General features: G+C 46.7%; 19 protein-coding genes and 1 tRNA gene. 6 read left to right on the top strand and 14 right to left on the bottom strand.

Features of this window, described 5'->3' with window-relative positions:
• Positions 1–25: 25 nt before the first annotated feature.
• Together O8C68_05040 and O8C68_05045 are read left to right on the top strand one after the other, a co-directional pair.
• A complete protein-coding gene (locus tag O8C68_05040; protein ID MCZ7395168.1) occupies positions 26–538 on the top strand; it encodes a gamma carbonic anhydrase family protein in 513 nt (170 codons plus the stop codon).
• Between the two features lies 1 nt (position 539).
• Entirely contained in the window at positions 540–1,739 is a 1,200-nt protein-coding gene (locus tag O8C68_05045) for a methionine adenosyltransferase (GenBank protein ID MCZ7395169.1), read from the top strand.
• Positions 1,740–1,828: 89 nt separating this feature from the next.
• On the opposite strand, the gene O8C68_05050 is transcribed toward O8C68_05045, so the two are convergent.
• The 10 genes from O8C68_05050 to O8C68_05095 all read right to left on the bottom strand — a co-directional run bounded on the left by O8C68_05050 (position 1,829) and on the right by O8C68_05095 (position 10,045).
• Positions 1,829–2,140, bottom strand: coding sequence for a hypothetical protein (locus tag O8C68_05050; protein MCZ7395170.1), 312 nt, complete (start codon positions 2,138–2,140; stop codon positions 1,829–1,831).
• A gap of 17 nt (positions 2,141–2,157) precedes the next feature.
• Positions 2,158–2,547: a PIN domain-containing protein gene (locus tag O8C68_05055; GenBank protein MCZ7395171.1), complete on the bottom strand. Its 390-nt coding sequence runs from the start codon at positions 2,545–2,547 to the stop codon at positions 2,158–2,160.
• Positions 2,547–2,789: a DUF2281 domain-containing protein gene (locus O8C68_05060; GenBank protein MCZ7395172.1), complete on the bottom strand. Its 243-nt coding sequence runs from the start codon at positions 2,787–2,789 to the stop codon at positions 2,547–2,549. The genes O8C68_05055 and O8C68_05060 overlap by 1 nt, the downstream gene beginning before the upstream one ends.
• A 34-nt stretch (positions 2,790–2,823) precedes the next feature.
• Complete coding sequence (ppsA, locus tag O8C68_05065) at positions 2,824–5,097, bottom strand: phosphoenolpyruvate synthase (GenBank protein ID MCZ7395173.1); 2,274 nt, start codon at positions 5,095–5,097, stop codon at positions 2,824–2,826.
• Positions 5,094–5,531 carry a helix-turn-helix transcriptional regulator gene (locus O8C68_05070; protein MCZ7395174.1) on the bottom strand — a complete coding sequence of 146 codons (438 nt, stop codon included), beginning with the start codon at positions 5,529–5,531 and terminating at the stop codon, positions 5,094–5,096. Before O8C68_05070 ends, ppsA begins: the two co-directional genes overlap by 4 nt.
• A 173-nt stretch (positions 5,532–5,704) precedes the next feature.
• On the bottom strand, positions 5,705–6,889 hold the full coding sequence (locus O8C68_05075; protein ID MCZ7395175.1) for a PLP-dependent aspartate aminotransferase family protein: 1,185 nt from the start codon (positions 6,887–6,889) through the stop codon (positions 5,705–5,707).
• Positions 6,890–6,933: 44 nt separating this feature from the next.
• Positions 6,934–8,109 (bottom strand): bifunctional ornithine acetyltransferase/N-acetylglutamate synthase, encoded by a 1,176-nt coding sequence (gene argJ / locus O8C68_05080; GenBank protein MCZ7395176.1) that lies wholly within the window; start codon positions 8,107–8,109, stop codon positions 6,934–6,936.
• Between the two features lie 2 nt (positions 8,110–8,111).
• Positions 8,112–8,582, bottom strand: a complete 471-nt coding sequence (locus tag O8C68_05085) for a CBS domain-containing protein (protein MCZ7395177.1) — start codon at positions 8,580–8,582, stop codon at positions 8,112–8,114.
• 7 nt (positions 8,583–8,589) lie between these two features.
• Complete coding sequence (argC, locus tag O8C68_05090; GenBank protein ID MCZ7395178.1) at positions 8,590–9,600, bottom strand: N-acetyl-gamma-glutamyl-phosphate reductase; 1,011 nt, start codon at positions 9,598–9,600, stop codon at positions 8,590–8,592.
• Between the two features lie 7 nt (positions 9,601–9,607).
• A complete protein-coding gene (locus O8C68_05095) occupies positions 9,608–10,045 on the bottom strand; it encodes a GIY-YIG nuclease family protein (protein ID MCZ7395179.1) in 438 nt (145 codons plus the stop codon).
• Positions 10,046–10,108: 63 nt separating this feature from the next.
• Here O8C68_05095 and O8C68_05100 point away from each other — a divergent pair.
• Positions 10,109–10,193: transfer RNA gene (locus O8C68_05100), tRNA-Leu, on the top strand.
• Between the two features lie 156 nt (positions 10,194–10,349).
• Here the strand turns inward: O8C68_05100 and O8C68_05105 are convergent.
• Entirely contained in the window at positions 10,350–10,517 is a 168-nt protein-coding gene (locus O8C68_05105; protein MCZ7395180.1) for a hypothetical protein, read from the bottom strand.
• A gap of 237 nt (positions 10,518–10,754) precedes the next feature.
• On the opposite strand from O8C68_05105, the gene O8C68_05110 reads away from it, so the two are divergent.
• The 3 genes from O8C68_05110 to O8C68_05120 are packed head-to-tail and all read left to right on the top strand — an operon-like array spanning position 10,755 to position 13,387.
• Entirely contained in the window at positions 10,755–11,060 is a 306-nt protein-coding gene (locus O8C68_05110; GenBank protein MCZ7395181.1) for an RNA repair domain-containing protein, read from the top strand.
• 37 nt (positions 11,061–11,097) lie between these two features.
• A complete protein-coding gene (locus O8C68_05115) occupies positions 11,098–11,700 on the top strand; it encodes a hypothetical protein (protein MCZ7395182.1) in 603 nt (200 codons plus the stop codon).
• A gap of 22 nt (positions 11,701–11,722) precedes the next feature.
• Complete coding sequence (locus O8C68_05120) at positions 11,723–13,387, top strand: ATP-dependent DNA ligase (GenBank protein ID MCZ7395183.1); 1,665 nt, start codon at positions 11,723–11,725, stop codon at positions 13,385–13,387.
• 10 nt (positions 13,388–13,397) lie between these two features.
• Here O8C68_05120 and O8C68_05125 read toward each other — a convergent pair whose 3' ends face one another.
• The 3 genes from O8C68_05125 to proS form a co-directional block, all read right to left on the bottom strand.
• Positions 13,398–13,721: a MarR family transcriptional regulator gene (locus O8C68_05125; protein MCZ7395184.1), complete on the bottom strand. Its 324-nt coding sequence runs from the start codon at positions 13,719–13,721 to the stop codon at positions 13,398–13,400.
• Position 13,722: 1 nt separating this feature from the next.
• Positions 13,723–13,947 (bottom strand): LSM domain-containing protein, encoded by a 225-nt coding sequence (locus O8C68_05130; GenBank protein MCZ7395185.1) that lies wholly within the window; start codon positions 13,945–13,947, stop codon positions 13,723–13,725.
• Between the two features lie 76 nt (positions 13,948–14,023).
• Positions 14,024–15,484: a proline--tRNA ligase gene (gene proS / locus O8C68_05135; GenBank protein ID MCZ7395186.1), complete on the bottom strand. Its 1,461-nt coding sequence runs from the start codon at positions 15,482–15,484 to the stop codon at positions 14,024–14,026.
• Positions 15,485–15,534 lie beyond the last annotated feature (50 nt).

A 15,534-nucleotide genomic window follows, 5' to 3' on the forward strand; every position in this document is an offset into this window, starting at 1 on the left:
AAGGCAAAAAGCCGCAGGTGAAAATATGATATACACCTTTGAAGACAAAAAACCACTTATAGCGAAAAATGCTTTCATAGCAGATACTGCATGCATCATCGGAAATGTAACAATCGGCGAGCGATCAAGCGTCTGGTTTAATTCTGTCATCCGCGGCGACAGGGCAAAAATCAGTATAGGTAAGGGCTGCAACATCCAGGACAATGTGGTCGTACATTCGGACGAGAGGGATGTTGAAATCGGCGATAAAGTTACCATAGGGCATGGAAGCGTTATGCACGGCTGCATTGTAAAAAATAATGCACTCATAGGTATGAATGCCACGGTACTGCACGGCGCCGAAATCGGGGAATTTTCTATAGTCGGAGCAGGAGCTTTGGTGCCGCCCGGTCATAAAATCCCCGCGAACAGCCTGGTTTTCGGAATACCCTGCAAACACGCAAGGACAACAACAGACAAGGATATAGAACTCATTAACAATACCTTAAAGAATTATGAGGATTTGACTGCAAGATACCTGAAACTGAAAGGCAAATAAAATGCGGAATATAGAACTGGAAGAACTTGGCGCCACCCCGATAACCGAGCGCAAAGTGGAAGTAGTTGAAAGGAAAGGACTCGGGCATCCCGACTATATATGCGATTCCATAATGAACCAGGTCTCGGTGGAACTCTGCAAGGAATACATGAACAGATTCGGCGCCATCATGCACCACAATATAGATAAGGGGATGCTTGTGGCAGGGGAGGTAAAAACAAAATTCGGGGGCGGGGTAATCCTCAAGCCCATGCGCCTTATTTTCGGGGATAGGGCTACGTTTGAAGTGGAAGGGGAATTCATCGATGTTAATAATATCGCAATAGATGCTGCAAAGCAATGGATAAAGGATAACCTGCGGTTCGTGAATGCGGATTCAATCCAGTACCAGGTCGAACTTGCAAAAGGTTCGGCAGAACTCACCGATATCTTCAAAAGAAAGGACGCGATACTAGGAGCAAATGATACCTCGGCTGCGGTTGGATATGCTCCAATGACGCCCACAGAAACATTGGTGCTTGAGACCGAGCGGTACCTGAATTCCCCTGATTTTAAGAAAAGGTTTCCCGAATCGGGCGAGGATATTAAAGTCATGGGCCTGCGTGAGAAGAGCGAGCTTCATTTAACCATCGCTGACCCCCTTGTGGACAGGTTCATCGAATCTGAAAGCACCTATTTCAGGAAAAAGGATGAACTTCTTGAGGAGATAAAAAACTATGCGGCAGAAAGAACAGAGCTTGAAACTTCAGTTTATTTGAATACGCTGGACAGGGAAGGAAGAGGCATGGGCGGGATATATCTCACTGTCACAGGCACTTCTGCTGAGGATGCGGATTCTGGGCAGGTTGGCAGGGGTAACCGGGTGAACGGCATCATTCCGCTGAACCGCCCGGTGAGCAGCGAAGCCGCCGCGGGGAAAAACCCGGTGAGCCATGTTGGGAAGATATACAACGTGCTCAGCCACAGGATTGCGAATGAGATTTATGTTAATGTCCCGGACATCAAGGAAGTTTATGTGTGGCTTTTGAGCCAGATAGGGGAACCCATAGACCAGCCCAAGATAGCGGCGGCGCAGGTGATTATGGAGCGCGGGTCTTTTGAGGATGTGGAAACAGAGGTAAATGAGGTTATTGATAGCGAGCTTGCGAACATACAGGAGTTCTGCATGGAGCTGGCGTATGGGAAAATACCGGTGTGTTAGGTTCGAGGATAAGTCGCACCGCAAAGGCGCAGAGTACGCAAAAGATTTATCTGTGCCACGCTCTGCGCTCTTTGCGTCTTCGCGGTGATTTATTTATTAAGCTCTTTAGCTTTTCCAGGCAACCTCTTCTCTATTACTTCAAACATGGCATCGAAATCCCCTTCAGCCAGCGAGCGAACATCCTCTTCGCCTTTTAAAATCAGCTCAACAAGGTAATTTAACTCCTCGTCGGTCAATTTATTAACCCTGTTTGCGAAATCTTCCGGGGATTCCGAGAATTTATGCGATACCGGAAGCAGGATGAATTTATAGTCATGCCCCGGCGCAGGACCCGTGGCGCCTTCAAGCTCTGGCGCGAGTTTTGCGAGGAGCTTTTTGTCAAGGTCGGTGAGGGTTCTCATGATGACTTTCAGATATTTTAGGAAATGTTCTGCAAAAATATGACACTTAAATCGGTTATCCTTTCAAAGTCAGTGTCCATTGTCACTATCTTCAAATCATGCTCTTTGGCAATCTTGTACTGGTATGCATCATCAAAATCCAATCCTAATTTTCTCTTAATATCAACCAAGCCCTCATATGACCATTTCGATAGGGTGACAATTTCTACGTTAGGAAAGATATCGCTTACGAATTTTTGGAAAACATCTTCTCTACTGTTTCTGAATAGAATTACTCCAATCGAGTGTAAAGAAAAATCTGAAATGTAGAGATTTCCGATGTTGTCATCGAGAAACTTCTTGCAGTTTTCTCTTTTTTTCTGGGTTAGTAGCACCTCTAAAAAGACATTAGTATCGATGAGGTACATTACCTCCACTCCAATGCTTTATGTTGAAGTTCTACGGAGGTGTATTTCTTTTTCAAATTTGATAACCCTCCTTCCCAATCAAATCTGAATTTTCCTTTTTTAACTCCACCTGCCCCATGTTTTTGTAATAAAAAATCTATGAAATCGTAAACCTCTCTTTTTAAATCCTCAGGCAGTTCTTCCAATTTGGATTTGATTACTTGGATTTCCATTTTTACTGTATTCCCCTGAATTGTTTCCATTACAGTATATTAAATAATCTTAGTTTATATAACGCTATCCTTTTTTCTCCCTCGCTGCCCTCAGCATCAACTGCAGCTCAGTCCTCGCCACCATCTCCCTCACAGCCTCCACAGCATCAATATTCGCAGAGATGCTCGTTATCCCAAGCTCCACCAACCTCTTCGCCACCTTCGGATTGCTACCCGCCTGCCCGCATATGCTCGTTTTCACACCAGCCTTATTGCACTCGGTAATCACGTACTCGATGAGCTTCATTATGGCAGGATGCATCTCATTATACAGATGCGCCACATGCTCGTTATTCCTGTCAACGGCAAGCGTGTACTGCGTCAGGTCGTTGGTGCCGAAACTCACGAAATCCAATCCTTCGGCTATGAACTGGTCTATTATAAGAGCAGCAGCAGGTATCTCAACCATTATCCCGATATCTATTTTATCGATATCCAGACCCTTTTCGCGCATGAACTCCTTAGCGCGGCGTAGCTCCGAAGGATGCTGCACAAGCGGGATCATGATGCCCATGTTATTATAGCCGCGCTTTATTAGCTCCTTGAATGCCTTTACCTCAAGTTCGAAGTGTTCCGTATCCATCAGGTCGCGCCTGATGCCCCGGTATCCAAGCATCGGGTTCGGTTCGATGGGCTCACCCTCCCCCCCTTCCATCGCCCTGAATTCATCGGTGGGCGCATCCAGCGTCCTGACCCACACAGGCTTTGGATAAAAAGCATCCACCACAGTTTGAATACGTGAAACAAGTTCATTAACGTACTCATCCGCCTTTCCTTCCTTGACGTACTGCCTGGGATGTTTCGGAAGACCCAGTATAATATGTTCAATCCTGAGAAGCCCAACGCCGTCTGCCTGCGTCTCAACAGCGCGCGCAGTGGCTTCAGGAATCGAGATGTTCACCTTTATTTCGGTTGCGGTCACAGGTTTTGACTTTGCAAAAGAAGGCTTCTCAGGCTGCACAGCAGGCGCTGCAACCTCCTTTTTCCCTTCGAACACAAGCCCCTTCTCGCCGTCCACTGTTATTTTCATGCCGTCTGTCAGTAATTGCGTGGCTTTTCGCGTTCCCACCACTGCAGGGCAGCCAAGCTCACGCGACACGATGGCAGCATGGCACGTCAGACCACCCTCATCAGTCACGATGGCTGCGGCGCGTTTCATGGCAGGAACCATATCAGGCGTGGTCATGACCGCCACAAGTATATCGCCGTTCTTGACTTTTCCAAGTTCACTGGCATCAGAAACGAGCTTTGCTTCGCCGTATGCGATACCCGGCGAGGCTCCCAGCCCTTCCAGTATGGCGGAAGTTGCTACTTTTTCCTTTGTTTCTTTTTTCTTCTTTATCGTAGTTATGGGTCTTGATTGGAGCATGAATATTTCTTTGTTCTTTATCGCCCATTCCACATCCTGGGGCGTGCCGTAGAGCTCTTCCACCACTTCCCCGAGCTCAACCAGTTTTAAAATCTCATCATCATCCAGAACCTTGGCGTTTTTCTTATCCTCAGGCACAGGAATCTCAATGGTTTTCCCGGTCCTGGGGTCTTTGGCATGCATCACGTTTTTAATGGCAACCTTTCTCTCGGTTATCTTTTTTGTCAGTTTGTCAACCACGTAATAGTCAGGGGAAACTGCCCCGGAAACAACGGTTTCACCAAGCCCCCATGCACCTTCGATGATGGTGAGCGGCTCTCCTGTCGAGGGATGGGATGAGAACAGAACACCGGCTTTTTCCGCATCCACCATTATCTGCACTACGGCACAGAGGTTGACCTTGCTGTGGTCAAATCCCTGTTTTACACGGTAATAGATAGCCCGAGCGCCGTAAAGGGATGCCCAGCATTTTTTCACAGCTTCGATTACATTTTGCTCTCCTTTGATGTTAAGGAAGGTATCCTGCTGGCCTGCAAAACTTGCGTCTGGCAAATCCTCGGCAGTGGCGCTTGAACGCACAGCCACGAAAGCCTGATTTCCCTCTCTTTTGCACAGCTCTTTATATTTTGACCTTATGCTCTTTTCAATATCCTCAGGTATTTTTGCCCCCATGATAATTTTTTTTGCCTTTTTCTCCGCCTCTCTCAATTCATTTGCGTCATCAACATCCACTTCAAGGGAGCTGAAAAGCTCATCACTTATCCCATTCTCATCTATGAACCTTCGGAAAGCCTGCGCTGTCACAGCAAACCCGGTCGGAACAGGCAGTTCAGCCCTGAGCATCTCGCCCAGACTTGCTCCTTTCCCGCCAACTATTGCTATATCTTCTTTTCCAACCTCTTCAAGCCAGATAACGGAATCCTCTGTCATAATTTTTTCTCCTTTAAAGATTTTTGAATTTTAACGAGTTTTTTATCATAACTTTCCACTGCAACTTTCAGCATAACCATGAGTTTTTCACGAGAAAAACCAAGTTCTTTTGCGAGATTTTCAAGAAAATAAAGGTCAATTTCCTTATGCTGTGCCCTCTCGACACGGATTGCTTCAATCAAAGCCATTGCATTGATGAATTTTTTCACAAATTCAAACGTGGGAGTTACACTTCCATTCTCGATGCGGGATATGGATTCGCGTCGAAGTTCCATCAGTTCCCCGAGTTCTTCCTGGGTCATGCCGTATCTCTTCCTGTAATCGCATATCACTCCCCCATGATCCTGACTCAGAACAATCTCTCCAGCAGCTTCCTTTTCAAAAGAAACAAGCCAGTCAGGCGTGTACAGCAAGGGCTTTGAATTTATGTTCAAGCAATTCCTCCTAAATAAATGTTGGATATTATGTCACATTTATTGATGTCTAAGATGTGATGGTGTCGATATTTATAGTTTTCTAACAATTGTCAAAATAACATGATTTATCATGTCACATATTCGATTTTGTGTACGAATATTTCAATCCAAAATAATAAGGCTCCTTCAACTCAACCGATACTATCCAGCGCCTGCCCCATGTCCCATATAATATCCTCAACGTCCTCAAGCCCCACAGACAGGCGCACAAGCTCATCGCCAATCCCGTATTGAATCCTCTTCTCCTGAGGGACCACAGCATGGGTCATAGTTGCAGGATGCTGGATCAGCGTCTCGGCATCGCCAAGGCTCACAGCAAGTGTGCACATCGAAAGTGCATCGAGAAATACAGGCACTTCTTTTGCATTTTTCAGCAAAAATGAAATCATCCCGCCTGCGCCACTCATCTGTTTTCTTGCAAGCTTGTACTGGGGATGGTCTTTTAGCCCTGGATAAATGACTTTAGCTACTTTTTCATGCCCGTGCAAGAATCCTGCCACAGCCATTGCATTCTCATTATGCCTGTCCATTCGTACCGAGAGCGTTTTCATCCCCCGGATGATGAGCCATGCCGAGAGAGGGCTCATTGCCCCTCCCATGTTCTTTGCTGTGTGCCTTGCTGCTTTTATAAACTCAGAAGAGCCCACAATAATCCCGCCGAGTGTGTCCCCGTGACCGTTTAGGTATTTTGTGGCGCTGTGCACAACCACATCGGCGCCAAGTAACAGGGGCTGCTGGAAATAAGGGGTCATGAAGGTGTTGTCCACCATTACGCTTGCGCCTCTTTCATGCGCCATTTCAGATACAGCTTTTATATCGGTAAGTTTCATCGTAGGATTGGCGGGTGTCTCAAAAAAAACAAGTTTTGTATTCTGGCGGAAGGCAGCTTCGACATTCCTGACATCCGAAGTATCAGCAAAACTCACCTTTATGTTGAACTTCTGTAGCTCCACAAAAAGGTCGTATGTGCTACCGTATATCACTTCATCGGCAATCACATGGTCGCCTGCCGATATTTCCGTGAAAACTGCTGTGGTGATTGCCGCCATTCCCGATGCCTGCGCCAACGCTGCCTCGCCTTCCTCGAGATTTGCTATTTTTTCTTCAAGCACTTCTGTGGTGGGATTCAAGCCCCGTGAGTACACGTAACCCTTTTCCTTCCCAGCCATTACGTTTGCTGCATGGGCTGCGCTCTTGAATTCGAATGGCGCTGTCTGGTAAATTGGCGCACTTACTGCGCCTGTTTCGTTCTCTTTCTCGCCTGCATGGATGGCACGGGTGGAAAAGCCGGGTTTTTTGGGGTTCATGATGATCATTTAAACTATCTCTTCTTTTCAAGGACTTAAATGATAGTATATTTTCAAGTCGTATACATCGCATTAATCTTCACATAATCATACGTCAAATCGCATCCCCATGCAATTGCCTCATAATCACCCAAACCAAGAGCTACCTCGATAACAATCTCCTTACTCTCCATGATACTCTTCAACGCCTCAAGCTTTCCCACCACAATCCTGCCAGAAGTTACAAGTGCAACCTCATTTTTATTATCCGAGAACTTCAGGGAAATCCTCTCCTGCTCAACCTCGGCGCCTGAATAACCCACGGCAGCCACAACCCTCCCCCAGTTCGGGTCTTTTCCGAATATTGCGGTCTTCACAAGCGGCGAGCGCACAATCGCCCTGGCAGCCTTCCGTGCATCATCTTCGGATAGCGCGCCCTTTACTCTTGCTTCAATCAATCTGGTTGCGCCCTCGCCATCCTTTGCTATCATTTTTGCAAGACTGATACATACAAAGTCAAGCCCTTCCTGGAATACATCTTCTTCGCATTCCCCATACCCCGTGGCTGTAAGGAGCGCCATGTCACTGGTACTCGTGTCCCCATCCACCACTACCATGTTAAAACTTCTGTCAACAGCCTTTTTCAGGCAGGAGTTGAGAGTTTCCCTGGATAAAGCCGCATCGGTATATAAAAAAGCAAGCATCGTACCCATATCGGGTGCAATCATTCCCGAACCCTTGGAAATCCCGCCTATCCGCACGCCATTATCAAGCTCCACTGCCGCTTCTTTCACAAAAGTGTCGGTCGTCATGATAGCACGGGCGCAGGCTTTGCTGGCTTCTTTAGAATCTGACAGCCCGTTTAATACCTCATCAAGGTGCTCCTTTATCCAATCTTTATCAAGGTAGCGCCCGATTACGCCTGTAGAGGCAACACCTATTTCATTCTGGGCGCAATTCAGTTTTTCTGCCAGTATTCCTGCCATCCACCTGGCATCGAGTTTGCCTTTTTCACCTGTAAACGCATTTGCACATCCGCTGTTCGCAATTACCGCTTTTAATTCCCCGCTCACCAGTGCTTCCTGCGTGATAACAAGGGGAGCTGCTATCACTTTGTTCCGCGTGAAAGCGCCGGCAGACGTTCGCTTTCGCGCTTCGGAGATGATTACCGCAAGACCGTTCTTTCCCTGCTTGATGCCGTTTGCCTTCACCCCTCGTACTGCACAGATACCGCCCTCGATGTGCTTCATAATTATTCCGTTGCGGAAAGGCCCCTTATTATATCGCTTCGCGCTACGATTCCCACCAGCTTTGACTTTTCGATGACAGGCAGCCTGTTTACCTTGTGTTTAACCATAATGCTCGATGCTTCTTCCAGACTGTCATCGGGAGAAATGGCATGAACTGTTTTATTCATAATGTCCCTCACAGGCTTCATCTTCAAATCTTCAAGGGCTTTTTTAAACTCTTCAAGCCTGACAAGGTTTCGTATAGGAACCTCAATTACCTCAAACGGGCTGGGAAGCCATAATTCGCCTGAGAATTGCGGTATTTCAAATAACTTGAGGAGATCTGTTTCAGATACGATTCCCACTACTTTCCCTTTTTCAACTACAGGCAAGCCGCTTATATGGTACTCTTTTAATAGTTTCGCAAGAATACTTACAGGGTCATCAGGCTTGCATGTAATTACATCTTTATTCATCACATCTTTTATTTTCATATTTACCTCACGGAGCGGTACCGGGCGTCCAGAGACCGGTCGTCTCGGGAAGCCCGAACATCAGGTTCATGTTCTGGATTGCCTGCCCTGACGCCCCTTTCACAAGGTTGTCTATCGCTGATATTACAACTATCCTGTCGCTGTCTTTTTCAATCTCAAAACCTATATCGCAGAAATTAGAGCCGCGTACACTGGTCAGCATCGGGATTCCTTTTATAAGCCTTATAAATGGCTTATCCTGATAAAAATTCCGGTATATATCGCTAACTTCCTCTTCGCTCAATTCCTTTTTCACAAAAATATGCGCCGTGGTCAGTATTCCGCGCACCGAAGGAATGACATGCGGAGTAAAGCTGATGCTTTTTAAACCGCCGTCGAGCAGTGAAAGCTCCTGCACAATCTCGGCGCGGTGGCGGTGGGACGTAAGTTTATAAGCCTGTATGTTCTCAGCCATGTTGGGATAATGGGACGTGGCAGTCGGCTCTGCACCTGCGCCTGAAATTCCGCTTTTTGAATCAAAAACCACCCGCTCGATAACGCCTGCAGCAGCAAGAGGCGCAGCAGCAAGAGACGCTCCGGTAGGATAGCACCCGGGATTTGCCACCAGGTTCTGCTCTGTAACCTCTGGATGGAGTTCGGGTATGCCGTATACGGCTTTGCGCGGGTCTGTATGTTTTATTTTGTAAATTTTTTCAAATACTTCACTCTTTAAACGATAATCTGCGCTCAGGTCAATAACTTTCACGCCTACGTCAAGAAGTGCGGGGACAACCGCCATTGCAGTGCCGTGTGGAACCGCTGTGAAGACGATATCGGAGCGGGATGCCACTTCTTTGGCACTTGGGTCTTCGAATTCCAGGTCGCATATTTTCCGAAGGTGGGTGTGCGTATCGCTAACTTTCTGCCCTTTCCTGCTGCGCGAAGTGACTGCCGTGATCTTTGCCTCAGGGTGCGATGCAAGCAAGCGGAGAAGCTCGCCTCCGGTGTATCCTGAACCTCCGATGATGCCGATGTCCATATAGTCCCTACATGTTCGGGTAAATAATGATACTTTCGTTTCCCGAAACGCCATGGCAGGCGCCTGATGCCACGTCAGTTATATTTCCGCCTGTAAAGAAAAGATGCGATTCACACGAGCAGTCGCTGCACCCGAAGCCCTGCAAAGCTATTGAGTTTTCACCGAGGATTTTCGCAATGACGCATTCGAGCGCCTCATCGGTGGGCGAAAATACCGCGCATATAACTTCAGAATGAGGGAGAAGATAATCGATATGCCATTTTCTCGTGGTGTTTTTGCGCTGCGCCACGCTGAAATGCCTCGTTACTCTCTTGATTCCTCCGCCGCCCTGGGCTGAACCCACGTAAGCGTAGTATCCTCTTTTGAAATTAAACTTACCGAGTTTTCCTACGCGAATATCCCTGGTCTCATCCAGCCTGAGAACCAGAACATATACTCCTTTCACAGGTTGCTGTATAGGAAATTACAACATCAAAGCTTTATGCTTTAAGAATGTATTGGCGCAGGTGCGGAGGTCGCCCAGACAGGTCAAAGGCGACAGCTTTAGGGGCTGTTCTCGCAGGAGTTCATGGGTTCGAATCCCATCCTCCGCATGCTTTTTGGTCTTCCTGACACCAATTTATCCATGTTGGGCTAAATTTGGTCAAGAAATTTAAAAATAAGGCAATCGCACGCAAAAAAAGGTTTGCGGGCGGTGATATTCTTAATATCTATAATTTTGCAGTTTAAATTTATAGCACGATATAAATCTAGTATCTCTTTGGTTTGTGTTTCGGGTAGCATTCCTGGCAGTATACAGGTCTGTCGCCAGATGGCTGGAAGGGTACTTCGGTTTCCTTACCGCAATCTGCGCAAGTTGCTTTGTGCATCTCTCTCGGACCGCGCGGTCTAAAGCCGCCTCTTCTTTCGTCGCTCATTTGTTAATCTCCTCTGTTTGGTTTTTCTTAGTTTCTAAAGGTTGAGATGGCGAATTTTCGCATGTTCCGCTCGCTCTCAATTTTGTATAATTAACCTTAATGGCATTTATAAATATTGGTTATCAAGCTTTGCACTTAATTTCTATTTTTGAGCAACTTTAGGTGCTAACAATAGACTTTAGGTGCAAACTTTAAGTGACTCCTTCCTTTAAATATCATGCAGTAAGACATTATTCCATGTTCAGGTCGAAACGTCCGAGGGACATACTCAACGAGATTAAATGGAGGTTCGATCTCAGCAGGTGCAGGGTGTACTACATCCACAGGGGCGCCCCAGGTGACATCAAGATAGTAGAGGGGAGAGCCATCAAGAATATCGACAGGTCATTTTTGATCCTTGAGGGTGCTGTGCAGGATGTGAATATCCCCTACCACAGGATAGTCAGGATAGATTATGACGACACGCCTGTTTATTTGCGGAAATCCCCTAAAAATCCCGGTATTCAGGATACTGCAATGCAAAATAAAAACCAAAACATTTAAAGCGATACAGAACCCTATTTAGTCTGGTGATTACGTAATGGACGCTAAAGATTCAAAAGTTCCTATTTATATTGCAATTCTGGTTGCAGTCATACTTATTGCAGCAGGCGGTTACTTTGTTCTGGGCGGGCCTTCAAAACCATCCAAAGGAACGCCAGCTCCGGCACCTGAAAAAACATCAACAGCTACTGTGACAGCCACTACCACAACAACAACAGCCACTGCTCCTGCGGCAACCACATCTGTTGCAACCGCACCGACACAGGTTGCAACTATCAAGTGCGAATTATGTCATACAGACCCGCAAAATCTCCCGCCGCACGTTAACGGTGGAAAACTCTGCATTAACTGCCATGGAAGCCAGGTGCATAATATTCACATCGGACCCGGCACCGTAGGTCTGCAATGCGACACCTGCCACGGCTTCCCGCCAACAATCCCGACCGTGGAGAATGGAACAGGGCCTGGCCATTATTCAGTTTGTGAGAAGTGCCATGCTCCGCCGCCGGACTCACTTAAACCAAGCAATGGTAACCTGATCGTGGTGCATCTGTCAAGAGGCAAATACTGTACAAACTGCCATGGAACCGATATCGCCGCCATTCATGCAGCAGCACTTGCCAATATGACTAAAAAATAAGTAAAAGGGTCAACACCCTTACATGACTTTTTTTGAGGAGTTTGCAAAAGTCTGCAGCAGGATCGAAGGCATTTCAGGTTCGCTTGAAATGACCTCTGTTGTTGCCGGATTTCTTAAAGAAGTGAGTGATGGGGAACTTGAGATTGCAACCCGGTTTATTATGGGGCATGTGTTCCCTGTCTGGAGCAAAGAGGAGCTTGGTATCGGACCAAGCATGCTGTATTCTGCCATCTCTAAAACATCTTCGCTTCCTGTTAAGCGGATAGAAGAATTGGTCAAGGAAACCGGGGACGTAGGTCTTGCAGCAGAAAAAGCATTCGCATCAGGCAGAACCCAATTGAGCTTTTTTTCGCAGGAAGAGCTCACCATTAAAGATGTATATATACGATTTCAAACGATTGCAAAAATGACAGGAAAGGGGTCACAGGGTGCAAAAATAAAGAATCTCCAGTACCTCTTTGGTGCAGCGAAACCTCTTGAATCAGTGTATATTGCACGCTTATCGATTGAAGAGATGCGCATCGGCGTTGGTGAGGGAATCGTAAGAGATGCGATATCCCAGGCTTTTGACGTACCTTCGGAACTGGTCGAGCGCGGGTATATGCTTACGAATGATTTCGGGCTTGTTGCACATACGGCAAAAAAAGAAGGCGAGCAGGGACTTCTAAAGCTCGGCGTGGTGCTTAACAGACCATTGAAGATGATGCTTGCCCAGGTTGCTTCGGGTATTAATGAAGCAGTTGAAGAAATGGGAACTGTAGCTGCTGAATGGAAATTTGATGGGGCGCGCGTCCAGATACACAAGAATAACGACGACATAACGGTATACTCACGCAGGCTTGAGGACGTTACATCCTCATTACCTGATATTGTGAAAGCTGTGAAATCATTTGTTTCTGCAAAAAGCGTCATTCTTGACGGTGAAGCGGTAGCTCTCGGAAAGAATAATAGACCGATGGCATTTCAGGAGATACTCAGGCGTTTTCGGCGAAAATACGATATTTCTATCACAGCCCTTGAAATTCCCTTATTCTTAAACCTTTTTGATATACTGTATTTGAATGGCGAAAGCCTTATTGATATGCCGTTAATCCAGCGCAGGAAAAGGCTTGAAGAGGTATGCGATAAGAGTATTGTAGCAAAACAGACCGTAACGGGTGATGTTGCACGTGTGGAGGCGATTTACAAAGAGGCGCTTGCTGCAGGGCACGAGGGGGTAATGCTGAAAAATCCAGAATCTCTTTATACCCCAGGAAAGCGGGGAAAGAACTGGCTTAAATTTAAACCAGTTATGGAAACGCTTGACCTCGTGGTTATCGGAGGGAATTGGGGCGAGGGGAGAAGAGCCAACCTTATCGGTTCCTATTTGCTGGCATGCCGTGACCCTGATACTGACAGATTTCTTTCCATCGGCAGGGTGGCAACCGGCATAACGGATGACCAGCTTGAAGAGCTGACCAAAATATTCAAGGAACTGGTGATTTCTGAAAGCGGTACCGAGGTCGAATTTGAGCCGAAAATAGTATTCGAGGTAGCCTTCGAGGAAATACAGAAAAGCCCTAACTATGATTCGGGATATGCGCTCCGTTTTCCAAGGCTTGTTAATGTGAGAAGCGATAAATCATCGCTGGATGCGGATTCCATCGAGCGGGTCGAGCAGCTTTATATCGGGCAAAAAGGAAGATAAGAGCCTGACCCTACTGTTCAAGGCGGCAAACCCATTCCGAAAGCCTGATACATTGTTCAGGTATGCATTCAAGAGCGCAGCCTGTGCATGGGGAGAACATATCATCAATCAGCAATAATTTGAAATTTTTAATTTTTTCCTTTTTCTCCTGAAGGTATTTAATAATGAAAGTTCTATCGGAAGGCTCCCTGCTTATTTTCCCTTCTTTTTCCAGTCTGGCAAGGATCCTGGAACATTTGCTGCTGTCTATTTTAGCCTTTTTCCAGAGTTCGTTCTGTAAAATTCCTTTTTTTTTGGATTTTATCAATTTAAGGAGCTTTTCTTCGATGTCCATTCTATTCCCCTACCGGACATAATATGATTATGTTATTGCCTCTTAAGATTACAGAACCCAGAGAACGCGCTTTGACGCCGTCTGCTATCTCATACGTGTCCACAAGATGCAGGTTCAAATACTCATCCGCGCTCTCAAGCCTGCCCTCAAGGGTATGTTTATCTCCTTTCATCTCAACCCGTACCACTGAACCTATCAATGACTGAACTTTTTTAGTTGGAAACAAGATTTTTCCTCGGCTACCTTTTATTTTCTCTTCATTTATTTCCTTTAGTACTTCAATTTTTGGGTTCTCGCGTGCTCTAATAAGTTTTAGCCATTATTGCGATACTTGCCGTCACCTTTTTACATATCGGGCAATTCCCGCCACCCTTTCCAAGCTCGCCCTCTGGTATCCCGAGTATCCCTGCGCCGACAGCTTCCTCCATGGCAAGCCCGCATTCTCGCCCGCCGCACCAGGATATCCGTGCTATACCCTCTGAAATTTTTTCCTTAACTTCTTCTATCGTATTGCAGTCGAAGATGCGCTCTTCCATTGATTTTTTGGCTTTTTCAAGCAGATTTTTATGAATACCTTCAAATCGCTTTTTGATTTCTTCTGCGATATTATCCAGTGGAACGTTTTCCTTGCTTCCGCTGTCCCTTCTTACGATGGTAGCTGCATTATTCTTTAGGTCGCGCGGACCTATCTCCACCCTTAAAGGTACGCCTTTCATCTCCCATTTGTAATACTTGGCTCCTGGGCGCTCGTCGCTCTCATCAAGAGCCACCCGCATGCCTTTTTCTTTTAATCGGTCTGCCGCATCCCGGCAAGCCTTTATTATCTCCTCGCTCTTCCCGAACAGAACCGGGATGACCGCGACCTGAACTGGCGCAATCTCAGGTGGGAATACAAGCCCCCTGTCGTCCCCGTGAATAGAAACAAGCGCTGCTATGCACCGCTCTGATATCCCGTAGCATGTCTGCTGGGCATACTGCTGCTCGCCGTTTATGTCCTCATACTGTATATCGAACGTCTTTGCGAAGTTATTTCCCAGGTGGTGCGCGGTTCCTACCTGCAGGGTTTTGCTGTCAGGCATCAGGGTATCAACAGCCATTGTGTAATCCGCTCCCGGGAATTTATCCCACTCAGGTCTTTTGGAAACGATGGTGGGAATTGCAAGTCGTGCGTAGAATTCCTGATAAATGCGCGTAGCTTCCCTAACCTGCCCCGCCGCCTCATCCCATGTGGCATGCACGGTATGGGCTTCCTTGAAGGATGTTATCTCCCGCAATCGAATGAGAGGACGTGTGTGCTTTGTCTCATACCTGAAGGTGTTCACAATCTGGTAAATTTTAATTGGCAGGTCTGCATGCGAACGCACCCACACTTTATACATGGGATAAATGGCGGTCTCGCTTGTGGGGCGAAGCGCCAGCTTGACATCCAGTTCGTTTTTTCCGCCGTGGGTGACCCAGTAAACCTCGTTCTCAAAGCCCTTGATGTGCTCTGCTTCCTTCATGAACTCGGATTCGGGAATAAGGAGTGGAAACAGTGCTTCTTTGTGGTCTTTATCCAGCAGTTCTCTCATTATTGCGTATGTCCGCTTTCGCACCTCAAACCCGAACGGGAACCAGACATAAAGCCCTTTCACGGGGTAGCGCACATCCATGATTTCCCCCGTGAGAAGAAGTTCATTATACCATTCGCTGAAATTTGATTTTGCCGGAAGTATGGCTTTCTTTTCGTCTGTTAGCGTTTCTTTTGTTTGCTTTTCTGCCATTCTGGTCACCGTATCGGCTGCTACTATTGTCTTACTGGCTATAAAAGTTA

The sequence above is a fragment of the Candidatus Methanoperedens sp. genome (genome assembly GCA_027460525.1).
Classification (GTDB): Archaea; Halobacteriota; Methanosarcinia; order Methanosarcinales; family Methanoperedenaceae; genus Methanoperedens.